Origin of the sequence: uncultured Sneathiella sp., assembly GCF_963976355.1 — a bacterium.
Taxonomy (GTDB): Bacteria; Pseudomonadota; Alphaproteobacteria; order Sneathiellales; family Sneathiellaceae; genus Sneathiella.
Genome location: NZ_CAXBKA010000003.1, coordinates 117583 through 134965, shown reverse-complemented (window position 1 = coordinate 134965; position 17383 = coordinate 117583). Strand labels below are relative to the sequence as shown.

19 protein-coding genes are annotated in these 17383 nt (G+C 56.3%); 13 read left to right on the top strand and 6 right to left on the bottom strand.

Annotated elements, in window-relative coordinates:
* Positions 1–71: 71 nt before the first annotated feature.
* Positions 72–362 (top strand): DUF1127 domain-containing protein, encoded by a 291-nt coding sequence (locus AAC599_RS07650; RefSeq protein ID WP_340149813.1) that lies wholly within the window; start codon positions 72–74, stop codon positions 360–362.
* Here the strand turns inward: AAC599_RS07650 and AAC599_RS07645 are convergent.
* Positions 348–1553, bottom strand: a complete 1206-nt coding sequence (locus AAC599_RS07645) for a TIGR03862 family flavoprotein (RefSeq protein WP_340149812.1) — start codon at positions 1551–1553, stop codon at positions 348–350. The genes AAC599_RS07650 and AAC599_RS07645 overlap by 15 nt on opposite strands.
* A 179-nt stretch (positions 1554–1732) precedes the next feature.
* On the bottom strand, positions 1733–2512 hold the full coding sequence (locus tag AAC599_RS07640; protein ID WP_340149811.1) for a DUF4394 domain-containing protein: 780 nt from the start codon (positions 2510–2512) through the stop codon (positions 1733–1735).
* A 226-nt stretch (positions 2513–2738) separates the two neighbouring features.
* On the opposite strand from AAC599_RS07640, the gene AAC599_RS07635 reads away from it, so the two are divergent.
* The 10 genes from AAC599_RS07635 to phnN all read left to right on the top strand — a co-directional run bounded on the left by AAC599_RS07635 (position 2739) and on the right by phnN (position 10396).
* Positions 2739–3302 carry a sigma-70 family RNA polymerase sigma factor gene (locus AAC599_RS07635; protein ID WP_340149810.1) on the top strand — a complete coding sequence of 188 codons (564 nt, stop codon included), beginning with the start codon at positions 2739–2741 and terminating at the stop codon, positions 3300–3302.
* The gene (locus AAC599_RS07630; protein WP_340149809.1) at positions 3299–4018 is read left to right on the top strand and encodes an anti-sigma factor; all 720 of its coding nucleotides are present in this window, start codon (positions 3299–3301) and stop codon (positions 4016–4018) included. The genes AAC599_RS07635 and AAC599_RS07630 overlap by 4 nt, the downstream gene beginning before the upstream one ends.
* A 108-nt stretch (positions 4019–4126) precedes the next feature.
* Positions 4127–4597 carry a phosphonate C-P lyase system protein PhnG gene (phnG, locus tag AAC599_RS07625; RefSeq protein WP_340149808.1) on the top strand — a complete coding sequence of 157 codons (471 nt, stop codon included), beginning with the start codon at positions 4127–4129 and terminating at the stop codon, positions 4595–4597.
* Positions 4594–5196, top strand: coding sequence for a phosphonate C-P lyase system protein PhnH (gene phnH, locus AAC599_RS07620; RefSeq protein ID WP_340149807.1), 603 nt, complete (start codon positions 4594–4596; stop codon positions 5194–5196). The genes phnG and phnH overlap by 4 nt, the downstream gene beginning before the upstream one ends.
* A 2-nt stretch (positions 5197–5198) precedes the next feature.
* On the top strand, positions 5199–6305 hold the full coding sequence (locus AAC599_RS07615) for a carbon-phosphorus lyase complex subunit PhnI (RefSeq protein ID WP_340149806.1): 1107 nt from the start codon (positions 5199–5201) through the stop codon (positions 6303–6305).
* A gap of 4 nt (positions 6306–6309) precedes the next feature.
* Complete coding sequence (locus AAC599_RS07610; RefSeq protein WP_340149805.1) at positions 6310–7209, top strand: alpha-D-ribose 1-methylphosphonate 5-phosphate C-P-lyase PhnJ; 900 nt, start codon at positions 6310–6312, stop codon at positions 7207–7209.
* Positions 7209–7985: a phosphonate C-P lyase system protein PhnK gene (gene phnK, locus AAC599_RS07605; protein WP_340149804.1), complete on the top strand. Its 777-nt coding sequence runs from the start codon at positions 7209–7211 to the stop codon at positions 7983–7985. The genes AAC599_RS07610 and phnK overlap by 1 nt, the downstream gene beginning before the upstream one ends.
* Positions 7986–7997: 12 nt before the next feature.
* Positions 7998–8699, top strand: a complete 702-nt coding sequence (phnL, locus tag AAC599_RS07600) for a phosphonate C-P lyase system protein PhnL (RefSeq protein WP_340149803.1) — start codon at positions 7998–8000, stop codon at positions 8697–8699.
* Positions 8689–9834: an alpha-D-ribose 1-methylphosphonate 5-triphosphate diphosphatase gene (locus AAC599_RS07595; protein WP_340149802.1), complete on the top strand. Its 1146-nt coding sequence runs from the start codon at positions 8689–8691 to the stop codon at positions 9832–9834. The genes phnL and AAC599_RS07595 overlap by 11 nt, the downstream gene beginning before the upstream one ends.
* The gene (gene phnN, locus AAC599_RS07590) at positions 9767–10396 is read left to right on the top strand and encodes a phosphonate metabolism protein/1,5-bisphosphokinase (PRPP-forming) PhnN (protein WP_340149801.1); all 630 of its coding nucleotides are present in this window, start codon (positions 9767–9769) and stop codon (positions 10394–10396) included. Before AAC599_RS07595 ends, phnN begins: the two co-directional genes overlap by 68 nt.
* On the opposite strand, the gene AAC599_RS07585 is transcribed toward phnN, so the two are convergent.
* From AAC599_RS07585 to phnC, 4 genes are all read right to left on the bottom strand, one after another.
* The gene (locus tag AAC599_RS07585; RefSeq protein ID WP_340149800.1) at positions 10355–11083 is read right to left on the bottom strand and encodes a DUF1045 domain-containing protein; all 729 of its coding nucleotides are present in this window, start codon (positions 11081–11083) and stop codon (positions 10355–10357) included. The two genes, phnN and AAC599_RS07585, sit on opposite strands and share 42 nt — an antisense overlap.
* A 13-nt stretch (positions 11084–11096) precedes the next feature.
* Positions 11097–11903: a phosphonate ABC transporter, permease protein PhnE gene (gene phnE, locus AAC599_RS07580; protein ID WP_340149799.1), complete on the bottom strand. Its 807-nt coding sequence runs from the start codon at positions 11901–11903 to the stop codon at positions 11097–11099.
* A gap of 93 nt (positions 11904–11996) precedes the next feature.
* Positions 11997–13007, bottom strand: a complete 1011-nt coding sequence (gene phnD / locus AAC599_RS07575; protein WP_340149798.1) for a phosphonate ABC transporter substrate-binding protein — start codon at positions 13005–13007, stop codon at positions 11997–11999.
* Between the two features lie 68 nt (positions 13008–13075).
* Positions 13076–13942 carry a phosphonate ABC transporter ATP-binding protein gene (phnC, locus tag AAC599_RS07570; RefSeq protein WP_340149797.1) on the bottom strand — a complete coding sequence of 289 codons (867 nt, stop codon included), beginning with the start codon at positions 13940–13942 and terminating at the stop codon, positions 13076–13078.
* Positions 13943–14046: 104 nt separating this feature from the next.
* Here phnC and AAC599_RS07565 point away from each other — a divergent pair, with 104 nt between their 5' ends.
* Both AAC599_RS07565 and AAC599_RS07560 read left to right on the top strand, forming a co-directional pair.
* Positions 14047–14922 (top strand): choline kinase family protein, encoded by an 876-nt coding sequence (locus tag AAC599_RS07565; protein ID WP_340149796.1) that lies wholly within the window; start codon positions 14047–14049, stop codon positions 14920–14922.
* Between the two features lie 9 nt (positions 14923–14931).
* Complete coding sequence (locus AAC599_RS07560) at positions 14932–17382, top strand: FAD-dependent oxidoreductase (RefSeq protein WP_340149795.1); 2451 nt, start codon at positions 14932–14934, stop codon at positions 17380–17382.
* Position 17383: the final 1 nt, after the last annotated feature.

Sequence of the window (17383 nt, the reverse complement as noted above, 5' to 3'; positions counted from 1 at the left end):
CTCCACGGCAATTACAGAACAACGGCAAGCTATGCCGGGAATGATAACATATTTAATAATAGGATCGAGTTATGCAACAAAAGTTTTACGCTTCGACCGTCGGTGGTAAGGAACACACTGGCAAAAGACGGAATTTTCTTGTAATTGCCGTAAGCTTTCTTGCTGGGCAGTTGACAGAGATATTGCGATACTGGGCAAATCGGCACGATTATAAGCATTTGCTGGATCAGCCCGACTATCTGTTAAAGGATATAGGTCTGTCCCGGCTGGATATTATTGCTGCGATGAGAGAAGAAACCTATCGTAAGGCAGCAAGCAATAATCAGCGGAGCCTTGACGATTTTTCTTCAAGGGATTTCTAAATATTCAGCAATCCCGTCCGCAGCGACAGCGCCGGTGGCGAAGCAACCCTGTAACAGGTAGCCTCCCGTCGGCGCTTCCCAGTCCAGCATTTCACCTGCAACGAATTGCCCGCGCATACCTTTAATCATCAGTTTGTCTGTGAGGCTCCCGAATGTCACACCGCCAGCTGAGGAGATGGCGCGGGCGATCCCCTGCATCCCGACAAGTGTAACAGGCAGCGCCTTTATGCCTTTTGAAAGCTTGCCTGGATCATTTAAATCGGGTTTGGGCATGACCTCATGGAGCAGGGCAGTCTGCAGCGGCGAGAGCCTGAGTTTCTTGCGAAGGAAGTTCGATAGGGACATTTTCCCGCGCGGAGCGGAGAGCTGCCGAGTGACTTCCTCTTCTGCCAGAGAGGGTTTGATGTCCAGATCAAGCGTGACGGTACTAGTTGTTTCCAAGGCATCGCGTAAAGGCCTGCTGAGGGCATATATTGCACTGCCTTCGAGGCCCGTTCTGGTAATGACAAGATCGCCGGGAACCGATCGCCCCTGATAGGAAAGCCGGATGTTTTTAAGCGGAGCCCCTTCGAACTTGGAGAGCAAGAAATCACTCCAATCAACATTAAAGCCGCAATTGCTGGGCTTTAGCGATGCGACTTCAACGCCTAGGTTGTGCATCGCTTCGATCCATGCCCCGTCGGAGCCAAGATGGCCGTAACTTCCGCCGCCCATGGCGTAAAGGACAGCATCGGCGTCAAACTCGACGGTTTTTCCCACAGCCGTGCGGAAAATCAATGTCCTGTTCTCTCTGGTCTCGATCCAGGAGTGCTTCAGGTGAAGTTGTACGTTCTGTTCGTCCAGAAGCGCCAGCCAGGCCCGCAGCAGAGGCGTTGCCTTCAGGCCGGTTGGAAAGATGCGGCCGCTTGATCCTTTGAAGGTTTCTATGCCGAGCGTGCTGGCCCAGCGGATCATGTCGTCCGGTGAAAAGCGGTTGAGATATTCTGAAAACCGGGTCGAATTCTCCGCATATTTCCGGGTGAAGTGCGCGATGTCCTCTGAGTGAGTGAGGTTGAGGCCGCCGCGTCCGGCAATCAGGAACTTCCTGGCGACCGATGGTTTATGATCGAACAGATGTACCTCAACAGAAGAATGCTGGCTGAGGACCTGCGCCGCCATCAGTCCCGCCGGTCCCGCCCCGACGATCGCCACAATTTTTCTGGAGCCGGTGCCCATAGATGCCTTGATTGTATGATTTCCGAAAGGACGGTTATAGGGGAAAGGAACAAGCAGTCAAAGAGGAATGCAATCCAGGTCTCTCGAGAAACAAAAAAGGCGCGGCCCGAAGGCCGCGCCAGGACGAAAAAAGCGAATTACTACGCAGCGGACTACTACATCGCAGGGAGAATCGTAATATCGCGGATTTCGCCGGAGGCCCCTTCAATCATGCCCTTGCTGTCTGCCTTGCCGGTTTCCAGATCAATGGTGTAGAGGGTGTTCTGGTTCACGAGCCATGCCGTGTTTTTCATGTCCGAGGTTGTCTGAACATCAAAGGCATAAGCGCCGGATCCTTCAAAGCCGAACTTGCCGATTGCGGCAAGCGTGCCGTCATTCGGGGATGTCTGGCGGATCAGGGCGCCGATCTTGGAGTCGACATCATACATGGCTGTTTTTTCCGGCTTGCCATAGCTGTTGATATAGGCAGCGGCGGCAATTTCCGGCATTTCTCCCTTGTGCATGTCGCCTTCTTCATAGGCAAGGCTTCCATCAACCGTGACGGCACCCGTATCGACGTTAACGCGGTGGTTCGTCGTGCCGGACATATAACGCAGTTTGTCGGCGGCCGGGTTGAAATCAACGATGACAGGGCCACCATTCATGGGAAGGGCCTTGTCCATTTTTGAAAGCTCACTCGCCGCGCCGGACTTGGTGTCAATGGTGACAACGGTGTTATCCGGGGTCACGCCGATCAGCATGCCGTTGGACGGGCGCAGATCGATACCGACAAGGCTGTCAACGCCGGAGACATCCATGGTGCCGGAGACGGCAAGCGTGTCCGTATCGAACATTACCAGCGTTTTATCTCCGACCAGTCCGATAGCTGGCGCGGCCGAAGCCGCCGAAATAGAAAATGCGAGAGCTGCGGAAGTTGCAATTGTCAAACGTAACATGTGAGAACCTTTCTGTAGTTCAGTTGTTGATCACGAAGAGCGACGCGTTTCGACGGCTCTGACCTGAAGACACAGCAGCAGCGCATTTGGATGCAAAAAAATAAAATTTTTATTTTTTCTTGAATTTACAGGGCCATTTGAGTGCATATTAGAGGGGAGTTTGCGGCCTCATGATTTGTTCTGGTGAGCATATCGAGCCGTTTGCCCGGTAAAAAAGGACAGTTATGTGACCCAGACCGCCAGTTCAGAAACCTGCTCCGTTGAAGAGGCCGTCGGCATTTGCGCTTCAGGCGACAACCGTGGCATCGATATGATCCTGAGCGATGAAGGCGGGCGGTTGCTGGGTGTCGCCATGCGTATGCTGACGCGTCGGGACCTAGCTGAGGAAGCCGTGCAGGATACAATGGTGCAGGTCTGGCGTAAGGCCTCCCAGTACCGGGCGGAGTCCGGATCGGCCAAGGGATGGCTCTATACGATACTGCGCAACCGCTGCCGTAACATCCTGCGGGATGAAACACGTTTGACGGCCTTGCCCCCGGATGAATTGACGACAATGCAGGACGCCCGTCAGGAGACGGTTCCTCTGGAAGGCTGGGAGGTTTTGCCGGGCACGACAAAACTGAAAGACTGTCTCGCGTCTCTGGATGCGTCCGGACGGGAAGCCATTCTGTTGGCGCATGTCGCCGGTTTCTCCCATGGCGAGATTTCTGCGCGGCTTAAAGTGCCGCTCGGGACGGTGAAATCCTGGGTCCGGCGAAGTCTGGTGTCGTTAAGGGGGTGCCTGTCATGATTACAGACAAAGACGGCATCGCCCGCCTTGCCGACGAATATGTTCTGGGTCTGCTCGAACCGCTGGAGGCTGAGGCCATTGAAGCGGAAATGGAAAACAATCCTGACCTCGCAAAAGCAGTCGGCGAATCCCAGGACCGGTTTTTGCCGCTGGATCTCAGCGCCGCCAGCGAGACATTGAGGGAAGGTTTCGCAGATGAAGTGAGGCAGGCGCTCGGGCCAGAGCAGGAAGCCGCTTCCGCCACGTCAAAGGTTGTGCCGATGACCGCCAGTAAGAAGAAATCACCCTGGCTGTCGAAGCAGGTTTTCTGGCCCGCGATTGCCGCGACCATTATCGGAATCATTATCGGCAGCTATCTTCCGTTCAATCGACCGGAGCCTGTTATTGTTGCCGTGCTGGTGGATGCAAACGGCGTTGCGCAGGCAATCGTCGAAGATTACGGAAACTCCGAAGCACAGATCAGGTTTGTCTCGGATGTCGAAGTGCCAACCGGTAAAACCATGCAACTCTGGACTCTGCCGTCGCCGGAAACCGGCCCGGTTTCGCTCGGTGTTTTGCCGGGTGTTCAGCCCGCTGTTGTCGATGGGCCAAGCCTGCCGGCACCTAAACAGCAACAGCTGTATGAAGTGACCTTTGAGCCGCTTGGCGGCTCTCCTACGGGCAAACCGACCGGCCCGATCCTTGGCAAGGGCCTCGGGATGCTGCAGGGCAGCTGACACTGTCATATAAAGTTCACAAATCTGTTCCTGTTACGACACATAACTCTCTCACTATCCCCCTCATGATGAAAGAAATCGCCAGAGCGTTTCCGGTGAGGGGGATGTGTGTCCAAAGGAAAGACAGAGAATAATCACGAAGCGCGGCAAAGCTGGATGGGCGTGCTTGCCCGGGCAAGCGTGGATGATCTTGAACATCACTGGGCGAGAGAGGGAGAGGGCGTTGACTACGCCTTCCTGCGCCCGCCTGAAACCGGTCTAGTGATGACCCAAGGCCGTGCCGGGGGAACCGGAGAGCGGTTTAATCTCGGTGAAATGACAGTGACGCGATGCGCCGTCCGGCTGTCGGACGGCATGGTTGGCCATGCCTATGTCACGGGCCGGGACCGGCGCCATGCGGAGCTTGCCGCTGCATTCGATGCCCTTTTTCAAACCTCTCCTGCGGGGAATGATATTCAGGCGCGTGTTATCCGGCCACTTGCCGATAAGTTCGATCGGGCGCGGGAGGCGCGGTCACGAAAGGCGGCCGCTACGAAAGTGGATTTCTACACGATGGTGCGCGGTGAGGATACGGCATGATGACGTCAGACACTGCGCCACTGTCTGGTGGGTTTGAAAATAACGTTCTCGACGCCACCGCCTGCTTTCGTGTCGTGCTGGATGCAATGGCTCGGCCGGCAAAAATTCATTCCTTGCCGGTGTCCATAAGCCCGCCACGCGGATTGAACGTTGGCACGGTTGCGGTGCTGCTCACGCTAGGTGATATGGATACGCCGGTCTGGCTCGCGCCGGAATGCGATACGGCAGAGGCAAGGGCTTATCTTCGCTTTCATGCGGGTTGTCCTATCCTTGATGATCCTCGACAGGCAGTCTTCGCCGTTATGTCGGCCGAACGGGACCTTAGCATCACAGAGGAATTGTCGCTCGGGTCCGCGGAATATCCCGACCGCTCCGCCACGGTCATTCTGGAAAGTGAAAGGCTGATCGAAGGGGAGGGACCGTTATTCTCCGGTCCGGGCTTCGATGCGCCGCGCCGTTTCTGCGTGGAAGAGCAGCCGGCATCCCTCTGGTCTCATGTTTCCGCCAATCAGGCGCTCTTTCCGCGCGGGCTCGACTGGATACTCACCAGCGACAGCCAACTAGCGGCATTGCCGCGCAGCACGAAAGTAGAGGTTTAGGCATGTATGTCGCGGTCAAGGGTGGCGAAAAAGCCATCGAGAATGCGCATCGATATTTGGCCGAGGAGCGTCGCGGTGATCCGGCCATCAAAGAGCTCAGCCTGAAACAGATTACAGAGCAGTTGAGCCATGCCGTCAGCCGGGTGATGGCGGAAGGGTCCCTGTTCGATAGGGAACTTGCGGCACTGGCCATCAAGCAGGCGCGGGGTGATCTGATTGAGGCGATTTTCCTGATCCGCGCCTACCGGACGACATTGCCAAGATTTGGATACAGCACGCCGATCGATACAGCCGAAATGGCGCTGGATCGGCGGGTATCTGCGACATTCAAGGACTTGCCGGGCGGACAGATACTGGGGCCGACATTCGACTACACACACCGGCTTCTCGATTTTGCGCTGGCGGCGGAAGGGCTTGAGACAGAGCAGGCCAAAGAGGCGGAAGAGGCTGTTGATGAGGATATTCCGCGGGTTCTGGAACTCCTGAATAAAGAGGGATTGATCGAAACGGCCGTTCCCGGAGAGAGCGACGAGAGTTCAACCGTCGGTGACCTGACCCGGGAGCCGATGGAGTTTCCCGCGGGCCGGGATGTGCGCTTGCAAAATCTCGCGCGGGGCGATGAAGGCTTTATTCTCTCCCTCGGCTATTCCACGCAGCGCGGCTACGCCCGTAACCATGCCTTTGTCGGGGAAATTCGTATCGGCCATGTCGCCGTTGAATTTGTGCCCGAGGAACTCGGCTTTGCGATCGAGATCGGGGATATTCTGGTAAGCGAATGCGAGACAGTGAACCAGTTTCAGGGCTCCAAAAAAGTGCCGGCGCAGTTCACGCGTGGCTATGGTCTCGCCTTCGGCCATTGCGAGCGCAAGGTCATCGCCATGGCGCTGGTCGACCGGGCACTCCGGGCAGATGAGCTCGGCGAGGAGAAAAGCGCGCCTGTGCAGGATGAGGAGTTTGTCCTCTCCCATAGCGACAATATTCAGGCAACCGGCTTTGTCGAGCATATCAAACTGCCGCATTACGTGGATTTCCAGTCGGAACTCGAGCTGGTGCGGCGGTTGCGCGCCAACGCATTGCGCAATCAGGCAACACTGGAGGCGGCGGAATAGGATCATGAGCAATTTTGAAAGCGCCGCCTATAATTTTGCCTATCTGGATGAGCAGACAAAAAGGATGATCCGCCGCGCACTTCTGAAGGCGGTCGCTATCCCTGGCTATCAGGTGCCGTTCGCCAGCCGCGAAATGCCGATGCCCTACGGATGGGGCACAGGCGGAATTCAGGTAACTGCGGCCGTAATCGGCCCGGAGGATGTTCTCAAGGTCATCGACCAGGGATCCGATGATACGACGAATGCGGTCAGCATCCGCAACTTTTTCCGAAAGACGACCAATGTCGAAACCACGGAAGAGACGGCAAAGGCGAGCCTGATCCAGACCCGACACCGCATTCCGGAAACACCGCTGACCGACGGCCAGATACTGGTCTATCAGGTGCCGATCCCGGAGCCGCTCCGTTTCCTGGAGCCGCGGGAGACTGAAACGCGGAAAATGCATGCGCTGGAGGAATACGGGTTGATGCATGTGAAGCTTTACGAGGATATCTCCCGCCACGGGGATATTGCGACAACCTACGCCTATCCGGTGAATGTTGCCGGGCGATATGTGATGGACCCGTCACCAACCCCGAAATTCGACAATCCGAAAATGAATAATATGCCCGCGCTGCAGCTGTTCGGGGCGGGACGGGAAAAGCGTATTTACGCGATACCGCCCTATACCGAGGTCGTTAGCCTCGATTTTGAGGATTACCCCTTCACCATCCAGAAATGGGAGGAACCCTGCGCCCTGTGTGGCGAGACGGACAGCTTTCTGGATGAAGTGATATTGGATGATGCGGGCGGGCGGATGTTCGTTTGCTCTGACAGTCACTATTGCAAGTCGCGGCAGGAGCAGGGATATAGCGGTTCGCAGTCTCCCGATGCGGAGAGAGCATCGCGGGAGGTGGCGGAGTAATGACGATGAATTCCCTTTTGTCCGTTGAAAATCTCACCGTGAAATATGGTGACCGGGTCGGCTGCCGGAATGTCGGTTTTGACCTGTTTCCGGGTGAAGTGCTGGGCGTTGTCGGGGAGTCCGGGTCCGGCAAGTCCACCTTGCTGAATGCGGTCTCCGGCCAGTTGCCGCCGCATTCGGGCCGGGTTTCCTATAAAACACGCCTGAACGACCGGTGCGATATTTACGGTATGACGGAGCCGGAGCGGCGGTTTCTCATGCGCACGGACTGGGCCTTCGTTCATCAGAACCCGCGCGACGGGCTTCGGATGTCAGTCAGCGCCGGCGCAAATATCGGCGAGCGTCTGATGGGCGTTGGCTGGCGGCATTACGGCGAAATTCGCGAGGCAGGTCTCAACTGGCTGGAAAAAGTGGAGATTGACGATGATCGGGTAGATGATCTTCCTTCGACCTTCTCCGGCGGCATGTTGCAGCGTCTGCAAATCGCCCGCAATCTCGTCTCGAAACCGCGCCTTGTCTTCATGGATGAGCCGACCGGCGGCCTTGATGTCTCGGTACAGGCGCGACTTCTGGACCTTTTGCGGGGGCTGGTGTCCGATCTCGGGCTTTCCGTCATGATTGTGACACATGATCTTGCGGTAGCCCGGCTTCTGTCGCATCGGTTGATGGTCATGCAAGGCGGGCAGGTTGTCGAGAGCGGCCTGACGGATCAGGTACTGGACGATCCCCAACATCCCTACAGTCAGCTGCTCGTGTCCTCAATACTGCAGGTGTAGGAGCAAAGGTTCATGGAAATGCTGAGAGCGGAGAATGTCGGCAAAAGCTTTACCCTGCATGTGCAGGACAGCACCGTCATTCCGGTTTTTGAACATATTGATTTCACCTTGAACAAGGGCGATTGCATTGCGCTTACGGGGGCGTCCGGCGCCGGTAAAAGTACTTTCATGCGCATGATCTACGCCAACTATATCTGTCAGGAAGGCTCCATCCGGGTGAGGCACGGCGCGGACTGGGTCGATATGGTCAGCGCCCCGCCGCACAGAATTCTGGATGTCAGACGGCAGACCATGGGCTATGTCAGCCAGTTCCTGCGGGTCATTCCGCGCGTGGCAACGCTGGATATCGTCGCGGATCCGCTGAAAGCCATGGGGGTTGAGATGGAGGCGGCACGGCAGAAAGCAGCCGTCATGTTGACGCGGCTTAATATACCAGAGGCGCTCTGGTCTCTCTCACCCCTCACATTTTCCGGCGGGGAACAGCAGCGGGTCAATATCGCCCGCGGATTTGTCGCCGACTATCCGATCATGCTGCTGGATGAACCGACGGCATCGCTGGATGCGGGCAACCGCGCCGTTGTGCTTGATCTTATCACGGAGGCGAAGACGCGCGGCACCGCTCTGATCGGCATTTTCCATGATGAGGATGTCCGGGAGGCCGTCTGTACGTCCGAGTTTGAAATTACCAGATTCAGGGCCGTAAATGATGGCTGAGCAGATTTTTACCAATGCCCGAATTGTCCTTGCCGATGATGTCATTGAGGGGACAATTTCCGTCGAGGATGGTTTTATCACCGCGATAGATACGGGCGCCTCCCGCAACGGGGCGGCTATTGATCTGCAAGGCGACTACCTGATGCCGGGTTTCGTTGAACTCCATACGGATAATCTCGAAAAACATATGACACCGCGCCCCAAGGCGGAATGGCCACCTGTCTCTGCGGTTATCGCTCATGACGGACAGATGGCGATGAACGGAATTACAACCGTCCTTGACGCCATGGGTCTTGGCGATGTCAATCAGGGCAGCGCCCGCATGGCGCGGCTCAACGACATGATTGACGGTATCGGAGAGGCGCAGGCCAAGAACCTTCTGAAGGCGGAGCATTTTCTGCATCTGCGGTGCGAGGTGAGCTATCCTGATCTGCCGACCGTGCTTGATTGCCAGATCGGGAATCCGCATATCCGCATGCTGTCCGTCATGGATCACACGCCGGGACAGCGCCAGTTTGTCAGCCTTGATGCCTATTATACCTATTATCAGGGAAAATACGGCCTTTCCGATGGCGAAATGAAAGCATTCATCGAGAGCCGTCAGCGCGATCACGAGCGCCACAGCGAAAAACATCGGAAGCTGGTGGTTGAGCTTGCCCGCCTCCATGGCATCGTTCTCGCCAGCCATGACGACGCAACGGTTGACCATGTGGCAGAAGCGGTGGAAGATGGCATCCGGGTTGCCGAATTTCCGACAACTGTGGAAGCGGCAAAGGCGTCTCATGACGCCGGGCTGCAAGTCTTGATGGGGGGGCCGAACATCGTGCGGGGAAAATCACATTCAGGCAATGTATCGGCCCGGGAGCTGGCACGGCTTGGCTATCTCGATGTGATATCAAGCGATTATGTGCCCCACAGCCTGCTGTTCAGTGCGCTCCAACTCGTCGATGAATTTGAAGATATCACGCTTCCCCATGCCATTCGGCTGATCAGCAAGACGCCGGCCGAGAGTATCGGCCTTGCGGACCGCGGTGAGCTTTCCGTCGGCAAAAGGGCGGATCTGGTGCATGTCCATCACACGCCGCATCACCCCGTCATTCGGGGTGTCTGGTCGAAAGGACGGCGTATTGGCTGAGGTCGGGACGCTCTTTCTTGTGGTCGGGCCGAGCGGGGCGGGCAAGGATACATTGCTCGACCGGGTGAGGGAAAAGCTGAGCGGGGATGACCGCTATGTCTTCGCCCGCCGTGTGATTACCCGGCCTGCGGCGCCGGATCATGAAGACCATGACAGTGCAACCCCGGAAGAATTCGACCGGCTGCTGGAGGAGGGGGCATTCTGCCTCTCCTGGGAGGCGCATGGCCTGAAATACGGCATTCCTGTGGCTTATGAGGCGGAGAGGCAAAAAGGCCGCCATGTTGTCGTCAATGTCTCCCGGCAGATCGCCGTTGAGGCCCGGAAGCGGTTCGCGCCCGCCCGCATCGTTGTGGTTACGGCGCCGAAAGAATTGTTGGCGGCGCGCTTATCCCTTCGAAGCCGGGAAAGCGCGACGGAAATTAAAGCGCGGCTGAGCCGTCTGGCGCCTGAAATCACGGATATCGACGGGGCCGTCATCATTGAAAACAGCGGAAGCGTGGCGGACGGCGTGTCGGCACTCCTAAAGGCGCTCAACTTCCGGGACCTCGCGGCCGCCCCGTAACGGATATCGTTTCAGCAGACGAAATGGCCGGTCATTCCCGGGATCGCCAAAGAGGCAGATATCCCGAACGGGAACCGGTTCTTCTAACGCGGTGGCCAGATATCCCGTCAGCTTTCTTTCAAGAGCGGCACATTCGGCTGCGCTGAGACGACCTGTAAGGGTCAGATGGAAGCGGAATTCTTCCATGACAAAGGGGTATCCCCATCGCATGAGAAGGACTTCCTGACGCGCTGTGAGGTTCTTCCTGCGGCGGATGATTTCCTCATCGCTCGCAGGCTTTCGGTAATCATCCAGTTCCTTCACGCAGCGATCAGCAAGTGTGTTCAGCGTCTCAACCGGCGAGGCCGGGACGATTGCGAGAAAGTCGCTGAGCGCCCGGACAGTCATCTTGGGGATGTCGAAAGGCGCGACCTTCTCCGCCAGCTTCTGAATGTTGATATCGAGTTCCTGAAGGGTCCGGTTGTCGCGAAGGACGAAAGGAGGTTTCAAGGTGCCGTGAAAACCGTAGCGGGATGGAGCCTTTGTTATGAGCTTGATATCCTGGGAACTGATGCCGTCAATTCGGGGCCGGTCTAAAACCTCTCCCGTTCCGGGGTCGACCCCAAGCCATTGATTGCCAAGGCTTGCGAGAGGCGATTCTCTCTGGGGCGCGAAATAGATGGCGTAGCGCTTGAAATCTTCCGGCATTCTAAAGGTCTGCTCAGGTGACGAGTTTGCGTAATCTCTGTGACAATAGATCAAGCAGGCTGACCGAGACAATAATCAGGATCATGACGGCGGCGGTTTCCGCATAATAGAAGCCGCGGATATATTCCCAAAGCAGCATACCAATTCCGCCGGCGCCGACGATACCCAGCACGGTCGCGGAGCGGACGTTCGATTCAAACCGGTAAAGGGAATAGGAAATCCAGAGCGGAAGCACCTGCGGAATGACACCGAAAATGATTTCATGAAGGGCATTGGCGCCGGTCGCCCGAATGCCTTCGATCGGGCGGGGGTCGATGGATTCGACCGCCTCGGAGAACAATTTTGCAAGGACGCCGGTCGTATGCACCCACAGCGCAAGAACACCGGCAAAAGGACCAAGACCGACGGCAACCACGAAAAGCATCGCGAATACCATCTCGTTAATCGCCCGAAACATATCCATGAGGCGGCGTGTCGGCTGACAGATCCACCAGGGGACAATATTCTCTGATGACATGATGCCGAAGGGGATGGAAAAGACGATCGCCAGCACCGTTCCCCAGACAGCGATCTTGAGGGTGACAATGATTTCGGACACATACATCTTCCATTCGGTGAAATCCGGCGGGAAAAAGCCCGATGCGAATTGCCCCATGTTGGCCGCATCATTGAACAGATCCATGGGCCGCATGTCCGCATCTTCCCATGACCAGGCGAGCAGCATGAAGAACAACGCCCAGCCGACAAGCGAAATAATAGAACGCTTCAGGTCGCGAGGAGGTGTTTGCGGATCGGAATTACGGTGCGTCACTGTTGTCATGAGAGGGCCCTTGGTGATTTGCACGGAGAATTGGCAGGCGGGAAACAAAAGGGGCGCCGGAAAACTCCGACGCCCGAATTCCGGTCAACCGGGTTATTGATTGGCGACCATGATGTCGAGATCGGCAAGCTGCTTGTCGATCATCGTGACCTTTTCTTCTTTTTCTGCCGCAGAGGCACCCTCTGCATTCATGATTTTAATCTTGTCCTTGAACAGGGCGAGCTGGCGGATCGGGTAAAGCTGGGTGTTGTTGCTTTCCATGAAGAAACCCTGACCGTCGCTGATATTGGCGAGAACTTTCTTGGCGGCTTCCGTATCGCCAAAACGACCGTAAGAAAGGAAGAATGCCTTGATTTCCGACTTCAGTTCCTTTGAGAGGTCTTTGCGATAAACCATTGGATCTGAAGGAATAAGCGGGGAGGTCCAGATCACCTTGATCTTCTCGGCAGCTTCGGGCGCCTTGAGCTTCGTGCGGCCAATCTGCTCGGAGTTGTTGGCGGCGATATCAACCTGCTTGTTGGCGGTGGCCATCAGGTTGGTTTCATGGTTGGCGTTGCGGACGGTTTTGAAGCATTTCTTCGGATCAATGTCATTCTTGGCGAAGACATAATATGTCGGGACCAGAAAGCCGGATGTCGAGTTCGGATCACCAATGCCGAAATTCAGGGACTGGTCACATTTGAAAATATCTTCAAGGCTGTTGATTTTGTCGTTGTCGGCCTGGGTGATGATATGGGAATAATATCCCTGTGACCCGTCGGCCTTGGATGTCTGTGCGAAGACCTCGCCGCCGGCGCGATCAACGGCTTCCATGCCGGACTTGTTGCCGAACCAGGCGATCTGTACCTTGCCGAAGCGCATGGCCTCGATAACACCGGCATAGTCGGGGGCAAAGAATGCGTTCACTTTCCGACCGAGTGCCTTTTCCATATCCGCCATGAAAGGCAGCCACTGCTCTTTCAGGTTTGACGTTGATTCTGTGGAAATGATGCCGAAGTTGATTTCTTCCGGATCGCCTTCCAGCGGCTTGAAGTCGGCAAAGGCGGCTGTGGCTGTCAGGGTTGTCGCCGCAACCACGGCGGCGGATAGGAATTTGCGTATCATCTAGTCGTCTCCATGAGAAAAAATGCCTGAAAGGTTGTATCCTGACAGGCGGTTATTGGTTGAGGTTGCTACCTCGCTGCGTAGGCCAGAACCAGATCCCCGTCAGCGGCAGGCTGGGCGGGCTGGTCGGCTCTCTTGCTCTCTGCCTTGCGGCGTTGCTCTTCAGGCGACAGCAACTCGATGCTGTCGGCACCATATATTTCCTGTAGGAATTCAGGGGTGAGGCAATGGCTCGGGCCGTCGAACACGACTTCACCCTCGCGCATGGCAATGGTCCGGGGGCAATATTTGATGGCGTAATCGACCTGATGCAGCGACACGAGGACGGTAACGCCGTCTTCGCGATTTACATGCGCCAGATTGTCCATGACTTTGCGTGACGAAGCGGGATCGAGGGAGGCGATCGGCTCGTCCGCCAGAATCAGCTTGGCGCCTTGTACGATTGTACGGGCAATCGCGGCCCGCTGCTGCTGTCCGCCGGAGAGGTTGGAGGATCGTTGCGCGGCATGACTGGCGATCCCGACGCGGCCGAGGGCATTCATGGCTTTTTGTTTTTCCTCGCTGGTGAAGATACCGAGGAGGGTTCGCCAGCTTGGGGCCACACCAAGAACACCCATCAGGACATTTGTCAGAACGGTCAGCCGTCCGACGAGATTAAATTGTTGAAAAACAACACCGATTTCCCGGCGATGTTTACGCACGCCCTTGGCGAGTGTCCCGTCTTTCTGAATGGCGGTTCCAAAGACATTGATTTCACCGCGACCCTTGTCACTGACAACCAGACCGGCAATATGGCGGATGAGGGTGGACTTGCCGGAGCCCGAGGCGCCGATCAGCGCGACCATTTCCTTTTCGTCAAGTTCTACGGAGACATTTTTGAGTGCTTTGTTTTTACCGAATGTCTTGTCCAGGTTCCTGACGGAAATGGCGACCATGTTCTCTCTCCCCTCTGTGATTCTTCAATCGGGGAAAAAACTATGGCTCCTCGGTATCAGAACAGTGATAGTACTATGACAGTTTTGTTAAATAGATGGATGGCATGTCGTCGGAGGAGACAAGGATATCAAAACTCCCGATCTGGGAGGGTCGTGTTCGGATAGAGCCCCTCAATGGCGGGCTGACCAACCAGAACTATCTGGTGCGGGATGCGAAACGATGTGCCGTCGTGCGGCTCGGATCGGATATTCCGCATCATCATGTCTTTCGTGAAAATGAACTGGCGGCGAGCCGGGCGGCCCAGGCAGCGGGCGTTTCCCCGGCGGTTCTCTATGCGGAGCCGGGCATATTGGTGCTGGAGTATATTGAGGGGGCAACCATGCGCGAGGGAGATGTCCGGACATCCGACTATCTTCAGAAGATCATTCCCCTGATACAGACCGCCCATACCCGGATTCCGGATTATCTGGATGGTCCGTCCATGAATTTCGATGTTTTCGCTATTCTACGGGATTATGCCAAAACCCTTGAAAGGGAAGGCAGCTGGCATATTGGAAAGCTCCCCAAGTTGAGGGAGATTGCAACAGATCTGGAAAAGGCAGCCGGAACATCGACAACAGTCTTCGGGCATAATGATTTACTGGCGGCGAATTTTCTCGACGATGGAAAGCGGCTCTGGCTCATCGATTGGGACTATGCCGGATTTAATACCCCGTTGTTTGATCTTGGCGGGCTGGCCTCCAACAACGGCTTTTCCGAAGACATGCAGAAAGATATGCTGGAAAGTTATTTCAACGCCCCCTTGGATGCCGCGCGGTGGCGGCATTTTATGGCGATGAAGACAGCGTCCCTCCTGCGGGAGACTATGTGGAGCATGGTTTCTGAAATTATGTCCGAGCTCAGTTTTGACTATGCGGCTTATACAGAAGAAAATATAAAAAGATTTGAACAGGCCTATGACGAATTCCGCCAGATATAAGAGACATTCATGAAAGAACTCCCCAAAACTGCGAAGGCCGTTGTGATCGGCGGCGGTATTGTCGGTTGCTCGACCGCCTATCATCTGGCCAAGCTCGGCTGGACGGACACAGTCCTGCTGGAGCGCAAGAAACTTACCTCAGGCACGACCTTTCATGCGGCCGGGCTGGTCGGTCAACTTCGCTCCAACGCCAATATCACCCAGCTTCTCGGCTATTCCGTTGACCTTTATGACCGGCTGGAGAAAGAGACCGGCCTCGGAACCGGGTGGAAGATGAATGGCGGGTTGCGCCTTGCCTGTAATGAGGCGCGCTGGGAGGAGGTCAAACGACAGGCGACAACGGCGCAGTCCTTCGGGCTGGAAATGCAGCTTCTCACGCCCTCTGAGGCACAGGCGCTATGGCCGATCATGACGGTCGACGATGTGATCGGCGGCGCCTATCTGCCGACGGACGGACAGGCGAACCCCTCCGATATCACCCAGGCGCTGGCAAAGGGAGCACGGATGGCAGGCGCCACGATTTTCGAGGATACCGCCGTCACCGATATCCGGATTGAAGAGGGTAAAATCAAGGGAGTTCAGACCGATAGCGGGTTTATTGAATGTGAAATCGTTGTTTGTTGCGCCGGGCAATGGACGCGGGAGTTCGCCGGACGCTTCGGCGTGAATGTGCCTCTGGTCTCCCTTCAGCATCAATATATCATCACCGAGCCGATCAAGGATCTGCCGCGCGACCTGCCGACATTGCGGGACCCGGATCGGCTCACTTACTACAAGGAAGAGGTTGGCGGCCTCGTCATGGGCGGGTATGAGCCGAACCCGATTACCTGGGCGGTGGACGGGATCCCGGAGGATTTTCACTATACATTGCTATCCTCCGATTTCGAGCATTTCGAGCCGATGATGGAGCTTGCGCTTGGCCGGGTACCGGCGCTTGAAACGGCGGGGATCAAGGAACTGGTGAACGGACCGGAGAGCTTTACGCCGGATGGAAACTTTATTCTTGGCGAAGCCCCGGAGCTTAAGAATTTTTTTGTCGGCGCAGGTTTTAATGCATTCGGAATAGCGTCCGGCGGCGGGGCGGGCATGGTGCTCGCCGAATGGGTTGTAAAAGGTGAGCCGCCGTATGATCTCTGGGCTGTCGATATCCGGCGCTTCGGCCGCGTGCATTTCGATACGGACTGGGTCCGTACGCGCACCATTGAAGCCTATGGCAAGCACTACACCATGGCCTGGCCGCATGAGGAACATTCAAGCGGGCGCCCGAACCGGACATCGCCGCTTTATGAGAGGTTGAAGGCGGCGGGCGCCTGCTTCGGTGAGAAGCTGGGGTGGGAGCGGCCGAACTGGTTTGCCGATCTTAACGCCGGGGAAGTCCCGGCGGATCAATACAGCTTCGGGCGGCCCAACTGGTTTGACGCCGTCGCGCGGGAGCATCATGCGGCGCGGGAGGCGGCGGTGCTGATAGACCAGACGTCTTTTGCGAAATTCACCCTGAAGGGACCGGATGCGGAGGCGGCGCTGGACTGGATCGCCGCCAATGATGTCAGGAAACCGGCTGGCTCGCTTATATATACGCAGATGCTCAATGATCATGGCGGTATTGAATGCGATCTAACGGCGGCACGGATCGGTCCGGAGGAATATTACATCGTGACCGGAACCGGCTTCGCCACGCATGATTTCAACTGGATTTCACGCAACATCCCGCCCGGTCTGCAGGCGGAACTGAGCGATATTACAGCGACAACGTCTGTCCTGTCCCTGATGGGGCCGAATGCCCGGAAAATTCTGGAGGCGGTCACGGCCGATGACGTGTCCAACGACGGGTTCCCGTTCGCCAGATTCAAGAATATCGCCATTGCAAGATGCCCCGTGCGTGCCTTGCGGATTACCTATCTGGGAGAGCTGGGTTGGGAACTGCATCTACCAGTCGAACATGCAGGAGCTGTGTATGACGCGTTGATGTCTGCGGGACGGGAATTCGGGCTCTTAAATGCTGGCTATCGTGCCATTGAAAGCTGTCGTCTGGAGAAGGGATATCGGGCCTGGGGATCGGATATCGGACCTGACCACACACCGCTGGAGGCCGGGCTTGGCTGGGCGGTCAAGCTTAAAACCGGTCGTGATTTCAAGGGCCGCACCGCCATCGAGGCGCAGAAGCAGGGCGGCGTCAAAAAGATGCTTGCCTGCTTTACCGTGGATGATCCGGATGTCGTCCTGCTCGGGCGGGAAACTATTTACCGTAATGGGGAACGGGTTGGCTGGCTTTCCAGTGGCGGTTACGGTCACACAATTGCAAAATCCATCGGCTATGGATATGTTCGAAATGCAGCGGGCGTCGATGCGGATTTCGTGCTGGAGGGCACATATGAGCTGGATGTGGCGCTCACCCGTGTTCCCTGCAAGGTGCATCTGAAACCGCTTGTTGACCCATCGATGAGCCGGATCAGGCAATGAA

Excerpts from the sequence above, each read along its gene's own strand:
- AAC599_RS07595 (WP_340149802.1), top strand. The coding sequence starts at position 8,689 with ATGATGGCTGAGCAGATTTTTACCAATGCCCGAATTGTCCTTGCCGAT.
- phnD (WP_340149798.1), bottom strand. The coding sequence starts at position 13,007 with ATGATACGCAAATTCCTATCCGCCGCCGTGGTTGCGGCGACAACCCTG.
- AAC599_RS07585 (WP_340149800.1), bottom strand. The coding sequence starts at position 11,083 with ATGCCGGAAGATTTCAAGCGCTACGCCATCTATTTCGCGCCCCAGAGA.
- phnN (WP_340149801.1), top strand. The coding sequence starts at position 9,767 with ATGTCCATCACACGCCGCATCACCCCGTCATTCGGGGTGTCTGGTCGA.
- AAC599_RS07640 (WP_340149811.1), bottom strand. The coding sequence starts at position 2,512 with ATGTTACGTTTGACAATTGCAACTTCCGCAGCTCTCGCATTTTCTATT.
- AAC599_RS07650 (WP_340149813.1), top strand. The coding sequence starts at position 72 with ATGCAACAAAAGTTTTACGCTTCGACCGTCGGTGGTAAGGAACACACT.
- AAC599_RS07630 (WP_340149809.1), top strand. The coding sequence starts at position 3,299 with ATGATTACAGACAAAGACGGCATCGCCCGCCTTGCCGACGAATATGTT.
- phnC (WP_340149797.1), bottom strand. The coding sequence starts at position 13,942 with ATGGTCGCCATTTCCGTCAGGAACCTGGACAAGACATTCGGTAAAAAC.
- phnK (WP_340149804.1), top strand. The coding sequence starts at position 7,209 with ATGACGATGAATTCCCTTTTGTCCGTTGAAAATCTCACCGTGAAATAT.
- phnH (WP_340149807.1), top strand. The coding sequence starts at position 4,594 with ATGATGACGTCAGACACTGCGCCACTGTCTGGTGGGTTTGAAAATAAC.
- phnL (WP_340149803.1), top strand. The coding sequence starts at position 7,998 with ATGGAAATGCTGAGAGCGGAGAATGTCGGCAAAAGCTTTACCCTGCAT.
- AAC599_RS07615 (WP_340149806.1), top strand. The coding sequence starts at position 5,199 with ATGTATGTCGCGGTCAAGGGTGGCGAAAAAGCCATCGAGAATGCGCAT.
- AAC599_RS07610 (WP_340149805.1), top strand. The coding sequence starts at position 6,310 with ATGAGCAATTTTGAAAGCGCCGCCTATAATTTTGCCTATCTGGATGAG.
- phnE (WP_340149799.1), bottom strand. The coding sequence starts at position 11,903 with ATGACAACAGTGACGCACCGTAATTCCGATCCGCAAACACCTCCTCGC.
- AAC599_RS07565 (WP_340149796.1), top strand. The coding sequence starts at position 14,047 with ATGTCGTCGGAGGAGACAAGGATATCAAAACTCCCGATCTGGGAGGGT.
- AAC599_RS07560 (WP_340149795.1), top strand. The coding sequence starts at position 14,932 with ATGAAAGAACTCCCCAAAACTGCGAAGGCCGTTGTGATCGGCGGCGGT.